Annotated in this window: 16 protein-coding genes; 1 reads left to right on the forward strand and 15 read right to left on the reverse strand. The window is 71.7% G+C overall.

Annotated features, from left to right (window positions below; all coding sequences use genetic code 11):
- Positions 1-19 precede the first annotated feature (19 nt).
- From ACFU5O_RS04680 to ACFU5O_RS04715, 8 genes are all read right to left on the reverse strand, one after another.
- Positions 20-1,519, reverse strand: coding sequence for a hypothetical protein (locus tag ACFU5O_RS04680; protein WP_384236248.1), 1,500 nt, complete (start codon positions 1,517-1,519; stop codon positions 20-22).
- Positions 1,520-1,561: 42 nt separating this feature from the next.
- Positions 1,562-1,996, reverse strand: a complete 435-nt coding sequence (locus ACFU5O_RS04685) for a hypothetical protein (RefSeq protein WP_384236251.1) — start codon at positions 1,994-1,996, stop codon at positions 1,562-1,564.
- 183 nt (positions 1,997-2,179) lie between these two features.
- Positions 2,180-4,501: a xanthine dehydrogenase family protein molybdopterin-binding subunit gene (locus tag ACFU5O_RS04690; protein ID WP_384236254.1), complete on the reverse strand. Its 2,322-nt coding sequence runs from the start codon at positions 4,499-4,501 to the stop codon at positions 2,180-2,182.
- On the reverse strand, positions 4,498-6,057 hold the full coding sequence (locus ACFU5O_RS04695; RefSeq protein ID WP_384236257.1) for a 2Fe-2S iron-sulfur cluster-binding protein: 1,560 nt from the start codon (positions 6,055-6,057) through the stop codon (positions 4,498-4,500). Before ACFU5O_RS04695 ends, ACFU5O_RS04690 begins: the two co-directional genes overlap by 4 nt.
- Positions 6,054-6,932 carry an FAD binding domain-containing protein gene (locus tag ACFU5O_RS04700; RefSeq protein ID WP_384236260.1) on the reverse strand — a complete coding sequence of 293 codons (879 nt, stop codon included), beginning with the start codon at positions 6,930-6,932 and terminating at the stop codon, positions 6,054-6,056. Before ACFU5O_RS04700 ends, ACFU5O_RS04695 begins: the two co-directional genes overlap by 4 nt.
- Before the next feature lie 287 nt (positions 6,933-7,219).
- Positions 7,220-8,884, reverse strand: a complete 1,665-nt coding sequence (locus ACFU5O_RS04705) for a beta-N-acetylhexosaminidase (RefSeq protein WP_384236263.1) — start codon at positions 8,882-8,884, stop codon at positions 7,220-7,222.
- Positions 8,885-9,276: 392 nt separating this feature from the next.
- Entirely contained in the window at positions 9,277-9,561 is a 285-nt protein-coding gene (locus tag ACFU5O_RS04710) for a DUF3039 domain-containing protein (protein WP_384236264.1), read from the reverse strand.
- Between the two features lie 71 nt (positions 9,562-9,632).
- Positions 9,633-10,193, reverse strand: a complete 561-nt coding sequence (locus tag ACFU5O_RS04715) for a YqgE/AlgH family protein (RefSeq protein WP_384236267.1) — start codon at positions 10,191-10,193, stop codon at positions 9,633-9,635.
- Between the two features lie 286 nt (positions 10,194-10,479).
- Between ACFU5O_RS04715 and murA the strand changes: the two genes are divergently transcribed.
- A complete protein-coding gene (gene murA / locus ACFU5O_RS04720; protein ID WP_384236269.1) occupies positions 10,480-11,820 on the forward strand; it encodes a UDP-N-acetylglucosamine 1-carboxyvinyltransferase in 1,341 nt (446 codons plus the stop codon).
- A gap of 1,193 nt (positions 11,821-13,013) precedes the next feature.
- On the opposite strand, the gene ACFU5O_RS04725 is transcribed toward murA, so the two are convergent.
- The 7 genes from ACFU5O_RS04725 to ACFU5O_RS04755 all read right to left on the reverse strand — a co-directional run bounded on the left by ACFU5O_RS04725 (position 13,014) and on the right by ACFU5O_RS04755 (position 21,986).
- A complete protein-coding gene (locus tag ACFU5O_RS04725; RefSeq protein ID WP_384236270.1) occupies positions 13,014-13,295 on the reverse strand; it encodes an HU family DNA-binding protein in 282 nt (93 codons plus the stop codon).
- A 362-nt stretch (positions 13,296-13,657) separates the two neighbouring features.
- Complete coding sequence (locus tag ACFU5O_RS04730; RefSeq protein WP_384236272.1) at positions 13,658-15,091, reverse strand: NAD-dependent malic enzyme; 1,434 nt, start codon at positions 15,089-15,091, stop codon at positions 13,658-13,660.
- Positions 15,092-15,621: 530 nt separating this feature from the next.
- Positions 15,622-17,928, reverse strand: coding sequence for a HelD family protein (locus tag ACFU5O_RS04735; RefSeq protein ID WP_384236273.1), 2,307 nt, complete (start codon positions 17,926-17,928; stop codon positions 15,622-15,624).
- 76 nt (positions 17,929-18,004) lie between these two features.
- Positions 18,005-18,871, reverse strand: a complete 867-nt coding sequence (locus tag ACFU5O_RS04740) for an anti-sigma factor family protein (RefSeq protein WP_384236275.1) — start codon at positions 18,869-18,871, stop codon at positions 18,005-18,007.
- Entirely contained in the window at positions 18,868-19,455 is a 588-nt protein-coding gene (locus ACFU5O_RS04745) for a sigma-70 family RNA polymerase sigma factor (RefSeq protein WP_384236278.1), read from the reverse strand. The genes ACFU5O_RS04740 and ACFU5O_RS04745 overlap by 4 nt, the downstream gene beginning before the upstream one ends.
- Positions 19,456-19,640: 185 nt before the next feature.
- The gene (locus ACFU5O_RS04750) at positions 19,641-20,258 is read right to left on the reverse strand and encodes a CGNR zinc finger domain-containing protein (RefSeq protein ID WP_384236280.1); all 618 of its coding nucleotides are present in this window, start codon (positions 20,256-20,258) and stop codon (positions 19,641-19,643) included.
- A 576-nt stretch (positions 20,259-20,834) separates the two neighbouring features.
- Positions 20,835-21,986, reverse strand: a complete 1,152-nt coding sequence (locus ACFU5O_RS04755; protein WP_384236282.1) for a uroporphyrinogen-III synthase — start codon at positions 21,984-21,986, stop codon at positions 20,835-20,837.
- Positions 21,987-21,995: the final 9 nt, after the last annotated feature.

The raw sequence follows: 21,995 nt of genomic DNA on the forward strand, positions 1-21,995 counted from the left end.
GGTCCTAGCGGGAATACGGTCAATCGATCACAGGGGGCGCAACACGGCGGTTGCCCTGCTGCCAGGTCTCTTCGTCCTCCGACAGGTAGTCGGGACGCTTCCCGCGCCGTTCCTCCTCGTGGGACCCGGTCCCCCGAGTGGAGTGAGACGTCATGCCCGAGCGTCCGGCCGAGCCTGCCTGCCCAGCACGGGACGCACCCGCGCTGTCCGCCCCGCGGACCAGACCGGTGCCCCCCGGGGTGAAGGGCCGGGCAGCGGCCGCTCCGGGCTGCTGTGCCCGGCCGCCCACCATCCCCCCGGCCTCGTACCCGAGACGACGCCCACCGTTGAAGCCACCCTGACCACCCGGGACACCCTGCATTCCACCGCCGGGTCCGGCGCCCATCGGTGGACGACCGTGCATACCCTCGCCACCGATCACAGTGCCGCGCGGGATGCCGCCCGTCGGGCGGCCCGAGTTCTGTGGTACGGGACGACCACCGACGATGCCATTCCCCTGTGGCATGCGGGCGGCGCCGGGACCTGTGCCCAGTGGGCCGGCTCCCGGCAGGGCCGGCGGACGGACGCCGCCGATGCCGGGGCGGCCAGCCACCGGGCCGGGACCACCGGTTCGACCTGTGAGTGCAGGCGGGACCATGCCGACCGGCGGCGTCGTCCCCACCTCCGGACGGCCGGCAGGAGGCACGCTCGGCGGAGTGGCGGTCGCGGGCGATTGCGACGACTGTGGCAACGTCTCCAGGCTGTTGATTTCCATGTCCGCAGGGCGGTCGAGGGAGGGCGCGGGCGCCAGGTGCACGGGTGCCGATGTCACAGGGTCCGGTCGGAATGAACTCGTAGGGTTGGACGACGAGTAGCCGCTACCCGCCGTACCGCCTCCGCCCGCGTATGTCCCGTCGCGTACCACCGACTCCGAACCGTAATGGCCCTTCGGGACGAAGCTCTCCGGAGGCGCCGGAAACGTCGGCGCCTCCGCCGTGTGTATGAACATCGCCGAGAACGTGTACGACTGCGCCAGCTTGTTCATCTGCTGAACGGCTTCCGCGTGGTCCCCGTCCAGCTTCGCCCGCGCCTCCTGCGCCAGCGTCCGCGAATCCGGGTCGTTGTGGTACTTCAAGGCAGCGTCGAGGTTCTGCTTGGCGTCTGCGTCCACCTTCGGCAGGTTGGCCTTCACCTCAACGAGCGTCTGCGCAGCGTTGCCCATCCATTTGCCGCCGACCGCGCTGTACTCCCCGAGCTTGATCGTGGCGAGCGATGTCTGCTCGCCCCAATTCACAAACGCCTCGGCGGCCTCGCCCTTCCACTTGACGGCAGTCACGTAGGCCTTGAGGTCTTCGCCGATCTCCGTGATCGCCTTGGCCGCGTCCGCCAGTTGATCGGCATGGCCCTTGATGGTGTCCGGGTTCGCCGAAGCCACCATCGCCAGCAACTCCGCGTGGGTGTGCGACTCGAAGTCGGTGGAAACAAACATCCGGCCGAGGAATCCCCCGACCAGTCCGCCTCCCGCACCGCTCTCAGCCATGACGGCGCCCCCTCATTCCCCGTGCTCTCATGATTACCGTCATCACATCGTGCCGCCCGACGAATCGCCCTGACGGGGGCTCTTCGCAGGCTCGTCGTTGGCCGGTTCCTGCTGGCGACGCTTCTCCTCTTCGCGCTGCGCGATGTCCTCTCGGGCCTGCTCTGCGACGCGTTGCATTCGGCGCTTGATGTCGTCGTCGATCTGCTCATAGCCCTTGCGGGAACCGTCGATCGCGGTGCTAAGGCCCCAGATCTGACCCGCCAGACCATCGGAGAGTTTCTGAAGTTCTTCGCGGACGTTCCGGTACGCGGTGTACAGCATCTCGGCCTCGCCGAAGCCTTTGCCGAGACCACCCTCCGGAACGGTGCCGTCTGCCATTTTCGTCGGCGCGGCAGCCGATGCGTTGAGCCTCGAAAGGAGGCCGTCCACCCGGTTCTTGAACTTGATCAGCTCGTCGGCGTCGACGTCCAGGTCCATGGAGCTGGGGTTCAGCCCTCCGCCCGTACTCACCGTGGACGCGCGCGCGTACACCGGCCGCCCCGTCCCATCGTCCTCAGCCATCGACGCCTCCCCGTTCAACACAAAGCTTCGGGGATCACTGTAGTCACCACCGGTGACACCGCGCACCTCACCATTGCAGGTGCAACGCGGATCACACAGCTACGAGTTGGGCACCGCCACCGCCGCCTGCGGCCTGATCGGGAGGCGGTTGACCGGGCGGCCCGTTGCCGCGCGGACCGCGGAGGCGATGGCGGCCGGGGAGGTGACGACCGGGACCGCGCTGGCGGCCTTGGCGCCGAAGGGGGCCACCACGTCGCGTTCCTCGACGAGTTTGACGATGCGAATGTCCGGAGCGTCAAGGGATGTCGGGAGTGCGTAACCCGTGAGGTCGGGGTGGCGGACCAGGCCGCGGGCGGTGCGGAGGTTTTCGGTGAGGGCCGCGCCGACGCCCTGCGTGACGCCCGCCTCGATACGGACGGCCAGCTGGGCCGGGTTGAGGACGCGGCCGACGTCCTGGGCGACGGCCATCTCGACGACGCGGACGGAGCCGAGTTCGATGTCGACGTCCACAACCGCCCGGATCGCGCAGAAGGCGAGGCCGACGAACGCGTCGCCCTGGCCGTGGTCGTCGAGGGGCTCGGTGGGATGGGGGCGGCACTGGGCCGTGGCCCAGAGTTCCTTGCCGTCCATGGCCTCGGTGACCGTCGTCGAGAGGACGCCGTCGTAGGACGTGATCTTGCCGTCGGTGATCTGGAGGAGCTCGGTGGACATGCCGAACTTGTGGGCCAGGGGCTGGAGGAGCTGGGTGCGGACCATCTTCGCCGCGCGCTCGACCGCACCGCCCGAGACCCAGGTGTGCCGGCCGTGGGTGGCCGGTCCTGCCGGGGGCTGGTCGGTGTCGACGGAGGCGACGTGGACCTCGTCGATGCCCAGGGTCTCCTGGACGACCTGGCGGGCCAGGGTGGAGAAGCCCTGGCCGGTCTCGACGGCCGCGCAGATGACCGTGGCGACGCCGTCGTGGACCTTGACCGTCGCCGTCGACACCTCGTCCGTGCCCTCCGCGCCGAGCATGTGGACCATGCCGAGCGCGTAGCCGACACCGCGCCGTACCGCGCCGGGCTCGCCGGCGCCCTCAAGGCCGCCGGGCAGGAGCCAGGCGTCCTCCGGGGTGTCCATGGGCAGCGGGGGAAGCGGGAACTCGCGGACGGCTTCCAGCAGTTCGGCGACCGGGGCGGGGCAGGTGACGGTCTGGCCGGTGGGGAGGAGGTCTCCGGTCGCGAGGGCGTTGCGGAGGCGGATCTCGGTAGGGTCCAGGCCGAGCTTGGCGGCCAGCTTGTCCATCTGGGCCTCGTACGCGGCGCACACCTGCATCGCGCCCTCGCCGCGCATATGGCCGGAGGGCGGGTTGTTGGTGCGTACCGCCCAGCCCTCGATGAAGGCGTGCGGGACGACGTACGGGCCGCAGGCGAAGGCGACGGCGGCGGCCAGCGACTCCGAGGAGGCGTCGGCGTAGGCACCGGCGTCGAGCAGGATCTGGGCCTCCACCTTCACCAGGTGCCCCTCGGCGTCCGCGTGGTGGCGGTAGCGGAGGAGGGTGGGGTGACGGTGGGCGTGGCCGAGGAAGGACTCCTCGCGGGTGGCCGTGAGCTTCACCGGGCAGCCGGTCTTCAGCGCCAGCAGGCCGAGCGGGATCTGGAAGCCCGGGTCCTCGCGGTCGCCCGTCGCGCCCGGAACACCCGTGACGACCACCTTCACCTGTTCCGGCGGCAGGCCGAAGCAGGCGGCCGCGAGATCACGGTCGGTGTGCGGGTCGGTGGAGGCGGTGTAGATCTCCACACCGCCGTCGGGGCGCGGCACGGCGAGGCCTGCCTCGGCACCGATCGGCGCGGGGTCCTGGCGTCCGATCCGGTACAGGCCTTCGACGACGGTCGCTCCGGTCGCGTCGGGGTCGCCGTAGCTGAGGGGGATGTGCCGGATGAGGTTGCCGTCGGGGTGCAGCGGGTCGGCGGCGAACGCCTTCTCGGGATCGGTGACCGGTTCGAGGATCTCGTACTCGACCATGATCGCTGCGGCGGCGAGACGCGCGGTGTCCGGGTGGTCGGCCGCGACCGCGGCGATCGCCTCGCCGTGGTGGCGGACGGTCTCGGACGCGAAGACCGGCCGGTCGGCGATGCAGCGGCCGTACGCCGGGTCCCCGGGTACGTCGGCGTGCGTGATGACCGCACGTACGCCCGGCATGTCGGCCGCTGCGGAGGTGTCGATGGAGGTGATACGGGCGTGGGGGTGCGGGGAGCGGAGGAGCGCCGCCCACAGCAGGCCCTCGGCCCACAGGTCGGAGGCGTACGGGAACGTGCCCTCGGTCTTGGCGCGCGCGTCGGCCGGCGGGAGCGATGCGCCGAGGCCGTGGGCGGGCGGCTCCTGCTGAGGGTTGTCGACCGCCTGGGGCGTCGCGGTGGCCGCGGTGGCCGCGTCGTTGCTCACGCCATGCCTCCGTCATGCGGGTGGGGCTGCACACTACCCGCCCCGGGGGGCGCCTGGTGCGGGATGCGAGCGGCTTCGTCGGAGGGCTCGGCGGCAGCGGCGGCCGCGCTCGCCTCGCGCCCGGCGACGACCTCGCGCACGGCGTCGAGGACGCCGCGGTAACCGGAGCAGCGGCAGAGGTTGCCGCACAGCGCCTGGCGGGTCTCCAGCTCGGTGGGGGCGTGGTTGCCCTCCAGCAGGTCGTGGAGGGTCATGGCCATGCCCGGGATGCAGTAGCCGCACTGGACGGCCCCGCACTTGGCCAGGGCCCGTTGCACGTCGGACGGTTCCCCGTCGACCGCCAGACCTTCGACGGTACGGACCTCGGAGCCTGCCGCCGTGGCCGCGGGAACGAGGCAGGAGGCGACCAGCCGGCCGTCGACCTGGACGTTGCACGCGCCGCACTCGCCCTGCGAGCAGCCGTCCTTGGCGCCGGCGAGGCCGAGGCGCTCGCGCAGCACGTAGAGCAGCGACTCGCCGACCCAGGCGTCCGTGACGGGGCGGTCGGCCCCGTTCACGCGAAGGACGTACGACGTGTGGGGGTGCTCGTCGTTGTGGGGGCGCTCGTCGCTCTGCGGGTGCTCGTCGCCGTGCGGGGGCTCGTCGCCGTGCGGGGGCTCGTCGCCGTGCGGGGCGTCGGGGGCTTCCGTATGAGCGCCGGTGCCGGAGTCCGGTACGCCGGCCTCGTGCACGACGTCGTCAGGGCGCGGTCCGGCCTCGTGGGACGCCGGAACGTCAGGCTCGGGTACGCGCACCGAAGCCGGGGCCCCTGCCGCGGCCTCGGGGCCGGGCCCGCCGGCCGGCTCCTCCGGCGCCGTCGCCCAGGGCGCAGGCGCGCCGCCGGGCAGCGTCGGCGGGTATGCCGTCGTAGCTGCCGGTTCCGGGGCGGGCTCGTCGGCCGGTTCCGGCCCGGCGGGGGGCTCGGGCGTCGTCGCCCAGGGCGCGGGGGCACCGCCCGGCAGCGTGGCCGGAGGAGCACCACCGCTCCACTGGGACGCCAGTACCGATGTCGTGAACTCGCCCGACTCGTCCGGAAGATCCCCCTGTGCCACCGGGATCGTCCACCGGCCGGTGAGCTCCGTCGGTCCGTCGGCGGCCGGCTCCGCGGCCTCCGGGAAGGTCCACTGCCCCGTGGCATGCGGGTCGTGGGCCGCGGCGCCGCGCGGCTCCTGCGCGGGCTCTGGCCAGCGCCGTACCTCCCCGCCCGCCGGGGCTCCGCCCGTGGCGCCCCGGGCGATGTCCTCCGGGACGCTCCAGGTGCCCGTGGCGCCCGGGTCCGTCCCGGCCGCGGGCGCCAGAGGTGTGATCTGCGGGGGCACATAGCCGTGCCCGGGCGCCGCGAGGGGGGCGTCCAGGGCACCGTCCGGGGGCAGCTGGACGAAGGCCGTCATGTCGTTGTCGTACTCGCCCTGCGGGATGGGCTGCCAGCGGCCGCCCTCATGCCGCGGCCGTGGCTGCTGCGGCTGTGACGGCTGCGGCTGTGACGGCTGCTGCGAACCGTTCTCTTCGGTGCTCACGACAGCGCCCTCCCCAGTGCTCGTCGGGCCAGCGCGGCGACCGTGCGCCGCAGATGCAGGATCGCGGGCGGCATCTGCTCGTCGCCCTGAGGGTCCGGGATGCAGGCCGCCGCGACGTACTCCCCGAAGGCCGCCAGCGCCTCCGGCGCCAGCCCCCGCTCGCCGTCCCAGTCGATCAGCGACGCGATCCACCGCTCGGCCTCCAGCGGGCGCAGCGGCATCGGTGCGATCGCGCCGACCGCGCAGCGCACCCCGCGCCGCGCCGGGTCGAGGACGACGGCGACGGACGCCGACGCGCGGCCGGGGCCGGTCCGGCCGGTGGCCTTGAGGAACACCTGGGGGGCGTGCAGCAGCGGTACGCGTACGAAGCCGATCAGCTCGGCCGGACCCAGCATGTCCCGGCCCGCCAGCAGATGGGAGACGGGGATCTCGCGGCCGGAGCCTCCCGGGCCCGCGATGACCAGGTCCGCCTCCAGGGCGGCGAGGACGGGCAGGGCGTCGCCGGTGGGGGCCGCGGTGGCGATGTTGCCGCCGAGGGTGCCCGCGTTGCGGATCTGCGGAGGCCCGGCCGCGCGCGCGGACGCGGCGAGCGCCGGGATGAGCGCGGCGAAGTCGGGCCGGCCCATCCGGGCATGGGTGAGGCCGGCGCCGAGCAGCGCGTGGCCGTCCTGGTACTGCCAGCCGCGGATCTCGTTGATGCGGCCGAGACCGACGAGGCCGGCGGGCCGCAGCCGGCCCTTGTTGACGGCCGCCATCAGGTCCGTGCCGCCCGCGACCGGCACGGCGGCGGGCATGGCGGTGAGCGCCGCCACGGCCTCGTCGAGCGAGGTCGGCAGCGTCACGGACTGCGCCGCCTGCGGTGCGTGCGTGGTCAACCCAGCTGCCCCTTCCCGGTGTCCCGGCTGTCCGCCTGTGTTGCCGTACCGTACGTGCTCACAGCCCGGACGTGGCAACTCTGGCACATCTTCCGAGCGGTCCGACGCGAGGGTCCGCGAAGGGCGGTTCTGTCCCGGACATCCCGAAGAAGATGGATGGTCCGTTTTGTCGTGACAGTGCCGTCACATGCGGGTTGTCGCTCTTCAGCGTCCCTTGTAGGACTTTTTCCTACGGCCTTCCACGGTCCCAGGGACTCGTGGGCGAGGCACCCGTCTTGCGACCGGGCTCACACGTTTGGGGGCGCCCCCTCGATCGGGCGTCCGAGCACACCGGGACGCTTCTGCCACGGCAACGGGCCACCCGGCGGCCGGTAGTCGACGCCGAGGGCGTCAAGGCGCCCGTAGTGCGCCGTCATTCGCCGCTCGAATTCCGCGAAGTCGCGGTCGGCGGGCGCGGGAAGCGCGGACCAGGCGACCTCGGCGAAGGCGGCGAGGCGCGGGAAGACCTGGTAGTCGACCCGAGAGCGGTCCTGCATGACCTCCGTCCAGACATTGGCCTGGGTGCCGATGACGTGCGCGGCCGCGGGGGTGCCCCGCAGTTCCGGCGGAACGGGCTCGAAGCGGTACACGTCCTCCAGGGTGCGTACGTAGCCGATGGGCATCGGCTCGTCAGGCCCTTCGGCCTGCCGGTGGTCGAGATAGACCTGCTGCTCGGGGCACATGACCACGTCGTGGCCCGCGCGGGCGGCGGCGATCCCGCCGGCGTAACCGCGCCAGGAGGAGACGGCAGCGCCGGGTGCGAGGCCGCCCTCCAGGATCTCGTCCCATCCGATGAGCCGACGCCCGCGCGCGGTCAGCCAGTTGTCGAAGTGACGGATGAACCAGGCCTGGAGCCCGGTCTCGTCGGCGAGCCCCAACTCCTCGATGCGGGCCTGGGCGGACGGGGACGCCTTCCACTGCTCCTTGTGGCACTCGTCGCCGCCGATGTGGACGAACGGGGAGACCGCGGCCGGGAAGAGGTCGAGGAGTTCCTCGAAGACCCCCTCGTAGAAGCGGAGGGTGCTCTCGGTGGGGGCGAGCACGTTGGGGCTGATGCCCCAGTCGTCCCACACGCCAAGGGCGGTTGTGTCGACGACGTCGGTGTTGCCCAGTTCGGGATACGCGGCGATGGCGGCCTGCGAGTGCCCCGGAATGTCGATCTCCGGAACGACCGCGATGTGCCGCTCGGCGGCGTACGCGACGATTTCCCGGATGTCGTCCTGCCTGTAGTAACCGCCGTGCGGCTTGGAGTCCCAGAGGCCGGAGGCCCGGTGGCCCCATTTCGTACGGGAACGCCAGGCGCCGACACCGGTGAGCCGCGGGTGGCGCTCGATCTCGACGCGCCAGCCCTGGTCGTCGGTGAGGTGGAAGTGGAAGACGTTGAGCTTGTGGGCGGCGAGGAGGTCGAGGTGGCGCAGGACGTCGTCCTTGGGGACGAAATGGCGGGCGACGTCGAGCATGAGACCGCGCCAGCGGAAGCGGGGGCGGTCCTCGACGGTGACCGTGGGCAGTTCCCGTTCCCGGCCTGCCGGGCCGATGGGTGCCCTGCGGAACGCATCGGGTCCGAGCAGCTGCCGGAGTGTCTGTACGCCCCAGAAGACCCCTGCGGCGCTGCCGCCTTCGACGACCACGGCGACGTCCTCGACCGAACCGTCGGTGGACAGCCGGTAACCCTCCGGGCCGAACTCCCGCTCCACCTCGGCGCCGATGCGCAGAAGGATGCTGCGGGGCCCGCCGCCGTCCGCAAGCGGAAGCCCGGTTGCCGCCCCGACGGTGTCGCGGAGCCGACGCGCCACGCCCTCGGTGCCGGGGTGCGCGTCCACCGTGGTGTTCGCGTCGAGCGAGAGGCGCCCGGGGCTGCTCGCCCGGCACTCGACGACGCGGGGAGCCGGCACCAGATGCGTAAGGGTCATCGCGTCGGTCCTTCACCCTCCGGCCGGTCCCGAAACCATGCGTCGCTGCACGAGTACGAAGAAGATACGAAGAAGAAGAGCGCGTGTACGCCGACGAACCGCGCCACTGCTTCGCGATGGTGTCGGTGTCCTACGCGTCGCCTCAGCAGCCGGGCGAACTCCTCGCGGCGTGCGAGTCCGCCGTCCTCCACGCACCCAGGGCAAGCGCGGCCGCCCGGGCGGCTGTTCGGGCTCAGGGCCTCATGACCGGGACAGCTCCCACTCCGCGTCGCGGCATGCGCAACGCACCCGCTCCGCCGACGGCAGGCACACCCGCGCAACGGCAGACGGCCCCTGGGGCGCGCCGCGGCGCGCCCCAGGGGCCGTCCAGAAACGGAAGGACCTAAGACCGGTTACTTGTCCTTGCCGCCCTTGTCCTTGTCGCCGCCGGAGCCCATGGACTCGTAGATCTCCTTGCACATCGGACAGACCGGGTACTTCTTGGGGTCACGCCCCGGAACCCAGACCTTTCCGCACAGCGCGACCACGGGAGTGCCGTCGAGGGCGCTCGCCATGATCTTGTCCTTCTGGACGTAGTGGGCGAAGCGCTCGTGGTCGCCGTCGCCGTGCGACACCTGTGGTGTCGGCTCCACGAGGGTGCCCGTACCTGCCCCGCGCTCGGGCTCGAGAGTGCTCATAAGTGCCAAGGGTACTGAAGGGCGACAGATTGAGGGGGAGGGGTCCGGCCTGAGCGGTTCACGTGAGCGGTTCAATTGAGCGAAGGGTCGTCCGGGTACGTGGCGACCATCGCCAGCTCGTTGCGCTGCCGGCGCAGGACCGACCGCCACAGGCTCTCGGGCCGCGGGGACGACACATCGCCGGGCTCCGACTCCACGACGTACCAGGCACCCTCGGTGAGCTCGTCCTCCAGCTGACCGGGACCCCAGCCCGCGTACCCCGCGAAGATCCGCAGGGAGCCGAGGGCCGCCGCGAGCAGCTCGGGCGGGGTCTCGAGGTCGACGAGGCCGATCGCCCCGTGCACCCGGCGCCAGCCGAGCGGCCCCTCGTCACCGGGGATGACGGCGAGGCCGAGCGCCGAGTCGAGCGAGACGGGGCCGCCCTGGAAGACCACACCGGGCTCGCCGGCCAGCGTCGCCCAGGACTCCAGGATGTCGCCGACACCGACCGGGGTGGGCCGGTTGAGGACAACGCCGAGTGAGCCCTCCTCGTCGTGGTCGAGCAGGAGAACGACCGCGCGGTCGAAGTTCGGATCCGCGAGGGCCGGAGTGGCGACGAGCAGCCGCCCTGTGAGGGAGGACACCTCGGTCATGCGAGACATGATCCCGCATCTTCGCCCTCCGCGGGGAGCGAGCGGCGCAGTGTGAGCCGACGCAGCTCAGGGCGCACCGCGGCAGCGGGAGGGCGCGGGGGCCGGAGCAAGCGGATGGTAACCCTCCGCAGGTACGTCCGAACGGAGCGTATTGTGCCGAATTCATTACGCATGCGGGCCCCCCTTGGCCTTACGCAGCAGGGGTAGGAGGGCCTTAACCTTTTCCCTGGCCCCTGCCCGACCTCTCCCCAGCTCCGCCGGGGGGACCCTCCGGAACGCGAGATTCATGACCGGCACAGACGATGTACTGCTTGTCCACGGCGGAACCCCGCTGGAGGGCGAGATCCGCGTCCGCGGCGCCAAGAACCTGGTGCCGAAGGCTATGGTCGCCGCGCTGCTCGGCAGCGAGCCGAGCCGGCTGCGCAATGTGCCCGACATCCGTGACGTGCGGGTCGTGCGTGGGCTGCTGCAACTGCACGGTGTGACGGTGCGCCCCGGTGACGAGCCCGGCGAGCTGATGCTCGACCCGACGCACGTCGAGAGCGCGAACGTCGCCGACATCGACGCCCACGCGGGTTCCTCGCGGATCCCGATCCTGTTCTGTGGGCCGCTGCTGCACCGGCTGGGCCACGCCTTCATCCCCGGACTCGGCGGCTGCGACATCGGCGGCCGGCCGATCGACTTCCACTTCGACGTGCTGCGCCAGTTCGGCGCGAAGATCGAGAAGCGGGCGGACGGGCAGTACCTCGAGGCGCCGCAGAGGCTTCGCGGATGCAAGATCCGGCTGCCGTACCCCTCCGTCGGCTCGACCGAGCAGGTGCTGCTGACGGCGGTGCTCGCGGAGGGCGTCACGGAGCTGTCGAACGCGGCGGTGGAGCCGGAGATCGAGGACCTCATCTGCGTCCTGCAGAAAATGGGCGCGATCATTTCCATGGACACCGACCGTACGATCCGGATCACCGGTGTCGACCGGCTCGGCGGCTACACCCACCGGGCGCTCCCGGACCGTCTCGAGGCGGCGTCCTGGGCGTCGGCGGCGCTGGCGACCGAGGGCAACATCTATGTGCGCGGTGCACAGCAGCGCTCGATGATGACCTTCCTGAACACCTACCGCAAGGTCGGCGGCGCCTTCGAGATCGACGACGAGGGCATCCGCTTCTGGCACCCGGGGGGCTCGCTCAACGCCATCGCCCTGGAGACGGACGTGCACCCCGGCTTCCAGACCGACTGGCAGCAGCCTCTGGTCGTGGCGCTCACGCAGGCGGCCGGGCTGTCGATCGTGCACGAGACGGTGTACGAGTCGCGGCTGGGCTTCACGTCTGCGCTCAACCAGATGGGTGCGCACATCCAGCTGTACCGGGAGTGCCTGGGCGGCTCGGACTGCCGCTTCGGCCAGCGGAACTTCCTGCACTCGGCGGTCGTCTCCGGCCCGACCAAGCTCCAGGGCGCGGATCTGGTCATCCCTGACCTGCGGGGCGGCTTCTCGTACCTGATCGCGGCACTGGCGGCCCAGGGGACGTCCCGGGTGCACGGGATCGACCTGATCAACCGGGGCTACGAGAACTTCATGGCGAAGCTGGTGGAGCTGGGCGCGAAGGTCGAGCTCCCGAAGGGCGCCGTGGTCTGACGCAGGGCCCGGTCGGCGCCCCCTCCTCTTTCGTCCCTCAAGCGCCGGACAAGCTGGTTTCGTTTCCAGCTTGTCCGGCGCTTGAGGCTTTCCGGGGCAGGCGAGGGTGCGGGGCTGCTCCAGGGGAGGGCGGGGCGGGCCTGTGGGTGGTTGCTGGGACGGGGCGCCGCCGACGCCCCCGGACCGACACCGCTGGGCGCCGGCGGGGCCCACTCCAGCAGCGCCCACGCGTCGCATATGGGCCGGCCCGGATGCGGCAGAAAGCCGGAGACCACTGCGGAGAGTCCCCAGGGGCCACTCCCGCGCCCAGGGCATCGCACCTGTCCGTTCACACCCGTTTGCACGACCCGCGGACAGGCGGACAGAGTGACGCCTTTCGCTGCCCCGCCTCGCGCTGCGGGCCTCGGCCCTTCGGGCGGCTCGGTGGGACCCCTGGGCCCCGCGAGCGGGCGGTGGAGGTGCCCCGACCCGCCACCCGGCCGCACGGCCGGACACGCACGTCCTGGGCATGGGTGGCTGCGGGCCTCGCCCCGCCGGGACGGCCCGGCGGGGCCCCGGCAACCGCGAGCGCGGACGGCGGGCACGGCCGCCACCCGGCCGCACGGCCGGACACCCACCCCCCGGCCGCCGGGCGGCTGCGGGCCTCGGCGGTGTGGGGGCTGCGGGCCCGTGGCACTACGGCACGCAGCTGGAGCCCCTCACCCCGGGGAGGGGACGGGCTGCAGGCCCTGGCCTCCGTGGGCCCTCGGGGGCCTGGCACCGCGCCAGCGCGCGGAGCGGCAGTCGGCGCCCTGCGCGGGCGGCAGTCCATGGCCCGGTGCCCCGGCAGCAGCCCTCACCCCGGGGAGGGGACGGGCTGCAGGCCCGGGCCTCCGTGGGCCCTGGCACCGCGCGGGCGCGCGGTGGCTGGGAGCGGCAGTCGGCGCCCCGCGCGGGCGCGGGCGGCAGTCCGTGGCCCGGTGCCCCGGCAGGGCGTCGGCACCAGGCAGCAGCCGCCGCGGGCACCCGGCCTCTTCGAGGTCGCCCGAGGCGCACCGGCGCAGGAAGCTGCGCCGTACGCGGGCAGGGTCACGCCCGCCCCTGCCCCACCGCAGGGGACTCCGGCCCCGGAGGCCCGGAGGGGCCCGCCGGAGAACGACAAGGGCGGCCGCCCCGTCCCTGGAGTGGCCGCCCTCGTATGGTGCTGCTGGGGCTTACTTGCCCTTCGCGGCTTCCTTGAGCTTCGAGCCCGCGGAGACCTTCACGCTGTAGCCGGCCGGGATCTGGATCGGGTCGCCGGTCTGCGGGTTACGAGCGGTGCGAGCGGCACGGTGGGTGCGCTCGAAGGTCAGGAAGCCGGGGATGGTGACCTTCTCGTCGCCCTTGGCGACGACCTCGCCGACGACCTCGGCGAGAGCGGCCAGCACGGCGTCGGCGTCCTTGCGGGTCACCTCGGCGCGGTCGGCGATCGCGGCCACCAGCTCACTGCGGTTCATGTTGTTACTCCCGTGTTCTTCTTGCCTGTGAGGCGTGAGATCGAAGCCGATGCTGCCAGGGCCCTCGGACAGTCCCCGGACCCGGGTCTGCTGTCAGACCCTCGCGCCCGTTTACGCATCCTGCCCCCACCACCGGCGGGAAAGCCAATCCGGCACCCTTCGGAGTCACACGAAAAGCGCCACTGCCTCGTCGTGGTGACGTTCCGTCGACTCCTCGGGGACTCCCCGGAGCCGTGGCGGCCCACAGCGGGAGCCGCCGTACGACCACCGCAAGTGCATGCCTGCCCGGTCGCGGGCTCATGGACCGCCACCCTAAAGGGGCGCTCCTGACCCCGCGACCCGCGACGCGCCGTGGACGGACGTCAGACCGACGTGTTCCCCGTCACTGCGGCGCCTGCCGCCTTCGCGGCTTCGCGCACGGCTCCCGCCACCGCTCCCGCGACCTTGTCGTTGAAGACGGAGGGAATGATGTAGTTCGCGTTGAGCTCGTCCTCGGTGACGACGTCCGCGAGGGCCGTTGCCGCCGCAAGCATCATCTCCGTGTTCACCGTACGGGACTGGGCGTCCAGGAGCCCTCTGAAGACGCCCGGGAAGACCAGCACGTTGTTGATCTGGTTGGGGAAGTCCGAGCGCCCCGTGGCCACAACTGCCGCCGTCTGGCGGGCGATTGCCGGCTCGACCTCGGGGTCCGGGTTCGCGAGCGCGAACACGATGGCGTCGTCCGCCATGGCGGCGACGTCCTCCGCGCCCAGCACGTTGGGCGCGGAGACGCCGATGAAGACGTCGGCACCGACGACGGCCTGCTTCAGCGTGCCGGTGACGCCCTCGGGGTTGGTGTTGTCCCCGATCCAGCGCAGCGCCGACCCGGGCGCCGCCTCCACGAGGTCCTCGCGGCCGGCGTGCACGACGCCGTGGATGTCGGCGACGACGGCGTGCTTGATGCCCGCCGCGATGAGGAGCTTCAGGATGGCCGTACCGGCCGCTCCGGCGCCGGACATGACGACCCGTACGTCCCCAACCGCCTTGCCCACCACGCGAAGTGCGTTGGTGAGCGCGGCGAGCACCACGATCGCGGTGCCGTGCTGGTCGTCATGGAAGACGGGGATGTCGAGGGCCTCGCGCAGCCGCGCCTCGATCTCGAAGCAGCGGGGCGCGGAGATGTCCTCGAGGTTGATGCCGGCGAAGCCGGGGGCGATCGCCTTGACGATCTCGACGATCGCGTCGGTGTCCTGGGTGTCGAGGCAGAGCGGCCAGGCGTCGATGCCGGCGAAGCGCTTGAAGAGGGCCGCCTTGCCCTCCATGACGGGCAGTGCGGCCATGGGGCCGATGTTGCCGAGACCGAGCACGGCGGAGCCGTCCGTCACGACTGCGACGGAGTTGCGCTTGATGGTGAGGCGGCGGGCGTCCTCGGGGTTCTGCGCGATCGCCATGCAGACGCGGGCCACACCCGGCGTGTAGATCATGGAGAGGTCGTCACGGTTGCGGATGGGGTGCTTGGACTGCATCTCGATCTTGCCGCCGAGGTGCATCAGGAACGTACGGTCAGAGACCTTGCCGAGGACGACGCCCTCGATGCCGCTCAGCTTCTCGACGATCTCGTCCGCGTGCGTGGTGGAGGTGGCCGCGATCGTGACGTCGATCCGCAGCTTCTCGTGACCGGACGCGGTGACGTCCAGACCGGAGACCGAACCGCCGGAGGATTCGACCGCCGTGGTGAGCTGGGACACCGCGGTTCCGCTCGCGGGCACCTCCAGCCGGACCGTCATCGAGTACGAGACGCTGGGCGCCGTTGCCATGGCCGGATTCCTCTGCTTTCCCTAGCTTCATTGCTGCGACGTCCGGCGATCGGCCGGACGAGGCCATCCGATGGTCGCACCTACCTGCGAGTAGCAGGTAATACTGGTCGTTTAGTTTTCGGAAAGCATATTCCACCATACGAGAACCGTTGGGAAACAGAAGAGGCCCGCGCCACCCACGGTGACGCGGACCTCTTCCTTCCTCGTTTTAAGTGGCACCGACCCGCCATGCTCGCCTCGCGGCAAGTGGTCGCTCTGAGCGACGAAGGTTGGGCCCGGGGGCTTGGATCGAGCCGGTGCCACAGACAGGCTAACAAAGAGTCCCGGAAGGTGATTCCCCGAACGGCCAGTTGACCCCGAAACGGACCTACGGGGGCAAGGAGCCCACGCGGTGGGGCACCTCCCAGCGGCAGCCGGGGACGTCGGCGACCGGCGACAACGCGGCGAGGTGCGGACCGCAAGGTCTGGCGGCCGTCCGACGGCTCGCGGCGCCAGGACACGCGAGCCCGGCACGTTCCGAACGAGAGACCTCAGCCCCTCAGCAGGCCCGGCACACCGTCCGCGTCCGGCGAGTCCGCCTTCCCCGAGACGATCGTGAGCTGCTGCGTCGCCCGGGTGAGCGCCACGTACAGCACGCGCAGACCGGCCGAGGACTCTCCCCCGCGCGCGCCGTCCCGGGAGATACCCTCGACGATCTCCGCCGGGGACACGACGACGGTCGCGTCGTACTCCAGGCCCTTCGCCTCCAGTGAGCCCAGCGCCACCACCCGGTCGCCGAGGTCCGCCAGCCAGCGAGCGGCCTCCTCCCGCCGGTTCATCGCGACCACTACGCCGATCGTGCCGTCGACCTGGTCGAGAAGGCGCTGCGCCTCCTCCCGCACGGTCCGCTCCAGGTCGTCCCGTGCGACGGTGAAGCGCGGGCGTACGCCGGTGGAGCGCACCGCTCGCGGGGACTCCATCCCGGGCATCGCCAGGGCCAGCACCCGGGCGGCAATCTCCGCGATCTCGGACGGGTTGCGGTAGTTCACGGTCAGCTCGAAGCGGCGGCGCGGGCGGGTGCCCAGCGCCTCGTCGCGGGCCTCGGCCGCCTCGTCCTGGTCCGCCCAGGACGACTGGGCCGGGTCGCCCACGATCGTCCAGGTGGCGTGGCGGCCACGGCGGCCGACCATGCGCCACTGCATGGGTGTGAGGTCCTGCGCCTCGTCGACGATGACATGGGCGTACTCGATGCGCTCCGCCGCCAGCCGCTCGGCCCGCTCGCGCTGGGTCTCCTCGCGCTGCGGCATCAGCTCCTCCAGACCGGTGAGGTGGTCCAGCGGGTCGAGTTCGCGCTTCTTCTTCTGGCGGGCCGGGGTGCCGAGCAGCATCTGCAGCTCGTCGAGGATCGCCACGTCGTGCACGGACAGACCGTCGCGCCTCAGGCTGCGGGCGAGCCGGCGCACCTCGCCCGGGTTGAGGATCCTGCGCGCCCACCGTCCGAGACGCCTCTCGTCGGCCATGGCGTCGAGCACACCGCGCGGGGTGAGCTCGGGCCACCAGGCGTCCAGGAACGCGATGAACGCGTCCTCGGACGAGACGTCCTCGTCGAACGACGACCGCAGCTCGGCAGCCAGCTCCGGGTCCGTGTGCCTGGTCGCCGCGCCGGACCTGGCGTACAGCGAGTCCAGGAGCAGTCGGCGGGCGCGCGGCCTCAGCAGATTCACGGGCGCGGTGCCGCCCAGCACGTTGTGGCGGATGCGCTGGAGCTCATCGCCCTCCAGCTCCAGTCGCCGCCCGAAGGCCACGACCCGCAGCCGGTCGGGCGCGTCGCCGAACTCCAGGGCGCCGCGCGCAGCCTTGCGCAGCACCTTCAGCATGCGCGACGAACCCTTGACACGGGCGACCGCCGGGTCGTCGTACGTCGTCGCCTCCGCGCCGTCCACCAGCGAGCCGACCGCGCGGATCGCGACCTGCCCCTCCTCGCCGAGCGACGGCAGCACGCCTTCGGTGTACGCGACGAGCAGCGGGGTCGGCGAGACGACCAGGATGCCGCCCGCGTACCGCCGCCGGTCCTGGTAGAGCAGATACGCGGCGCGGTGCAGCGCCACCGCCGTCTTGCCGGTGCCGGGGCCGCCCTCGACATAGGTCACGGAGGCGGCGGGTGCGCGGATCACCAGGTCCTGCTCGGCCTGGATGGAGGCCACGATGTCGCGCATGGTGTGGCTGCGGGCCTGGCCGAGGGCGGCCATCAGCGCGCCGTCGCCAATGACGGGCAGCTCGGTGCCGCCCAGACTGGCGCTGAGTTCGGGACGCATCAGGTCGTCCTCGACCCCGAGGACCCTGCGGCCCTTGGAGCGGATGACCCGGCGGCGCACCACACGGCCGGGGTCGACCGGGGTGGAGCGGTAGAAGGGGGCGGCGGCCGGGGCGCGCCAGTCGATGACCAGCGGCGCGTAGTCGGAGTCGAGGACGCCGATACGGCCGATGTGGAGGGTTTCCGCGATCTCGGCCGTGTTGTCGTCCCGCACGGCGTCATCGGCCGGCTCGACCGAGGTGTACGCGCCGTCGGGGCCCTTCTGGCCGTCCTTGCCGCGCAGCAGGTCGATCCGGCCGAAGAGGAAGTCCTCGAACTCGTTGTTGAGCCGGTTGAGGTGGACACCGGCCCGGTAGACCTGGGCGTCCCGCTCGGCGAGTGCGCCGGGCGTGCCGACCTGACCTCGCTTGGCGGCGTCGTGCATCAGGAACTCGGCCTCGTGGATCTTCTCCTCGAGACGCCGGTACACCTGGTCCAGATGTTCCTGTTCGACACCGATCTCACGGTCCCGGACCGTGTCGACAGCGGCTTCCTGCGCGGCCACCGAGGCCCCCTTCTGACGTGCACTGGGCAGCCGTCAACCGTACGCGAAGGGGGGCCTCTGTGTCAGGCCGAGAATCTCAGGCGTCTACCTCGACCAGGCGTTTTCCGTCGAACGTACGGACCTCGAAGTGGTCGATGTCGTTCCGCTCCATGGCCGCGCCGCCGTGCACGTACAGCGGCTTCTTGGCCATCTCGTTCGTGCTGTCCGGGATGCCGTAGCCCCATTTCGGCACGGCCCAGGAGGTGACCACCTCTTCCTCGCCGGTCTTCGAGACGGCGACCAGGTTGCACTTGAGCGGGCCCTTGACGTTCTTGAGCTCCAGGACCGTATGGGTGCCCCAGGCCTTCTTCTCCAGGCCGACCGTGGCGGTGACCTTGGAGATCGCGTCCGTGGCCTCGACCTTCTCCTCCATGTGGTTGAAGAAGGCGTCCTCGGCCGGGCTCGTCGGGTGGGGAGCGGCGACACCCGCAGAGGCGTCGTCGTTGGTGACGACCACCGCGACGGCCGGACCACCGAAGATCAGGATCACCGATGCGGCGATCATGTACATGCTGCGCCGTCGCTTGCGGTCGCGTTTGACGGCGACCTCACCGACCAGCCGGTTCAGCAGCTGAGGGCTGGGCGCGGTCGGGACCGACGCACCGGGCCGGCGCGAGGGCGGTTCCATGAGGGTGCTGCTGAACGGCAGCCCGGCCGACTGGGGCGGCACGGCGGGCTGCTGCCCACCGGGGGACTCCGCCAGCATGGCCAGCATCGGCTCCATCCCCGCGAACTCCTCGAGGTGGGCGGCGCAGATGTCGCAGCCCGCCAGATGTGCCTCGAAGGCGGTGGCTTCCGCGTCGTCCAGAATGCCGAGGACGTACGCCCCGGCGGTTTCATGGATCGATCCCTGCTCGGACTCTCCTGACTGTCCGTATTGTCCGTACGGATCCTGCCTGTTCATGCCGTGACCCCCCTCTCCTCCAGAGCGAGCTTCATGGAACGCAGTGCATAGAAAACACGGGACCGCACGGTCCCGCTCGGTATGCCGAGAGTTTCGGCCGCCTCATTGACCGTGCGCCCCTTGAAGTACGTCTCGACGAGTACTTCCCTGTGCGCCGGGGTCAAATCGTCAAGCGCATCCGAAAGCGTCATCAGCCACAACGCCTTGTCGATCTCGTCCTCCGCGGGCATGACCTCCAGCGGCGACGGATCGACCTCCTGCGGCCGGGCCTGCCGGCTGCGGTGACCGTCGATGACGATGCGGCGTGCGACCGTCACCAGCCAGGGTCGGACAGAGCCGGTAGCCCTATTGAGCTGACCGGCGTTTTTCCAGGCACGGATGAGCGTCTCCTGCACGACGTCCTCGGCCCGCTGGCGATCGCCGGCGACGAGGCGCAGTACATAAGCGAGGAGGGGTCCGGCATGCTCCTGATACAGCGCGCGCATCAGCTCCTCGTCGGGGACGGAGGAACCGGTGCGCGGTGTCACAGCTCGATGCCGGGCCTGCCTTGAACGGTCATCGGCCACGGCGGCATCCTTGCGCACCTGAACCTCCCGGTCGAGACCCTGTTTGATGTCTGGACTGCTTCCCTGTCTTCCATCACTACGGAGGCATGGGGCGATCGTCTCAACGGGCACGGAAAATCTTTCAAGATCTTTTCCATGGGGGTCGGGGCCCGGCCCCCTGCGAGGTCCTGAACACGCTCCGAACTGCGGTGACGAACCCCGCGTCAGGCACGCGCGACAGCCGCCCTGCGGCGGTGCCGGGCCACCCGCTCCCGGTTGCCGCACACCTCGCTGGAGCACCAGCGCCTGCGCCGTCCGCGCGAGGTGTCGACGTACACACGGCGGCAGTTGTCGCCCTCGCAGCGCCGCAGCCCGGCGCGGGCGACGGGGTCGGTGAGCAGGTCCACGGCGTCGCGCGCGACCGCGGCGAGCAGCGCGCCGCACTCGGGCCGGGCGAGCGGGGCGCGTACGAGCGCCCCGTCGTCGCCCCGTACGGCCCTGACGGCGGGCGGGGCGGCGTCGGCGGCGAGCGCGTTGAGCAGGTCGAGCGCCGTGCCGGGTGGGCGGGTTGCGCCAGGTGGGCGGGTTGTGCCGGTTTCCACCTGTGCGTAAACCAGGAGGCGTATGCAGTCCCGGAGTTCGGTGAAGCGGTCGACCCAGTCGGGACCGACAGGGTCGAGCGGTGTGCCGGCGGGCAGCAGCCCCGCGGCCACCAGCCAGCGGCCGAGCCGCTCCGGCCGGTCGAGGGGGCCCGGGCCGGACGCGGCGGGCTCCCCGCTCGCCACAAGGTCCAGACACACACGTCCCGAATCGAACCGCCACTCGTACGAGCCGATGCCCATGAGTTCAGGGTGCCTGTGACGGCCCGTCGCCGGAACCCCTCGCGCAGGAGGCGGATCATCGTTCAGGATGCGCCCGACCAGCCGGTGGTCGCGCCAATTCACCGTCTATGCGGAGATAACGGGCTTGCGCCGACCGGCTCGAACGCCACCTTGGCGAGCACGCGCTGCGAGCGGCGTCGGCGAGTACTGCCGGCGCGCGGGGACGACCGTACGTACGTCACGGTCATGCGTGACATCAACGAGGTGATCCGGAACCCGGTGTACTTCAGCCCGTTCTTCGGTGCGCTCGTGCTGACGGGTCCCGCTGCCTGGCAGCAGCGGGCCACGTCCGTCCGGCACTGGATGGTCGCGGCCCTCTTCCTCGACGCGACCGTCCTCGCCGTCACCTCGCTCGCCAACGTCCCCCTCGACGAACCCTGGCCACCGCATCGGCCGCCCCCGCGGCCTCCCGGGAGGCCTTCGAGGCGCCGTGGGTGGCCTGGAACGTCGCCCGGGCGGTTCCATGACCACCACGGCCCTGATCTGCCTGTGCCGCGCCCTGTCCGCTTCGTCGCGCGGCGACGGGGAGGAAGGAGGTCAGGCGTCCGCGTACTTGGCGTCCGCCGCCGGATCCAGCGCCAGCCGGTAACCCCGCTTCACCACGGTCTGGATGAGATTGGGCACCCCGAGTGCCGTACGCAGCCGGGCCATGGCCGTCTCGACGGCATGCTCGTCGCGACCCGCGCCGGGCAGCGCGCGGAGCAGGTCGGCGCGGGAGACCACCCAGCCGGGGCGGCGGGCCAGGGTGTTGAGCAGCGACATCCCCGCGGGCGGGACGGGGCGCAGGTCGTCGTCGACCAGGACCGCGTGGCCACGGATCTCGACACGACGGCCTGCGATCGGCAGGGTCCGGGCGCGCGAGGGGAGTTCGACGCAGAGGACCTGGACGAGCGGTCCGAGCCGGAAACGCTCCGGCTGGACCGTGTCCAGACCGCGGGCCTGCAGCGGCACCGCGGTGACCGGCCCCACGCAGGCCGCGAGGACATCGTGGCCGAGGGCGTCCAGCAGCTCCGGGAGCAGCCCGCGTTCCTCGGCGCGGGAGAAGAGCGACGCGGCCGCCGGTGCGCTGGTGAAGGTCAGGGCGTCCAGCGACCGCGCGACGGTGACGTCCAGCAGCCGGTCCAGCGGGGCCACGTCCTCCGGCGGCATCCACCGGTACACCGGTACGACGACGACGTCCGCTCCCCCGGCCCTCAGCGCCTCCACGAATCCCGGCAGCGGTTCGCCGTGCAGCTGCAGGGCGACACGACGGCCTTCGACTCCCTCTGCGAGAAGCCGGTCCAGCACCTCGGCCATCGACTCGGAGGTCGGTGACCACGCCTCCGTCAGTCCGGCCGCCCGGATCGCCCCCTTCACCTTCGGCCCGCGCGCGAGGAGTTCGACGCCGCGCAGGCAGTCGAGCAGCTGCTCGCCGCAGCCCCAGCCGTCCGCCGCCTCGACCCAGCCGCGGAAGCCGATCGCGGTCGTGGCGACGACGACGTCCGGGGCGTCGCCGATGAGTTCCTTCGTCGCGGCGAGGAGTTCACCGTCGTCGGCGACCGGCACGATCCGCAGGGCGGGCGCGTGCAGCACGGTCGCACCGCGACGCTGGAGCAGTGCGCCGAGTTCATCGGCGCGGCGCGCCGCGGTGACGCCGACCGTGAAGCCGGCGAGCGGCCCCGGAGCGGAGAGGTGCTGTCCGTCGTACATGCCGACCGA

The sequence above is a fragment of the Streptomyces sp. NPDC057445 genome, from assembly GCF_042802855.1.
In the GTDB taxonomy this organism is placed as follows: Bacteria; Actinomycetota; Actinomycetes; order Streptomycetales; family Streptomycetaceae; genus Streptomyces.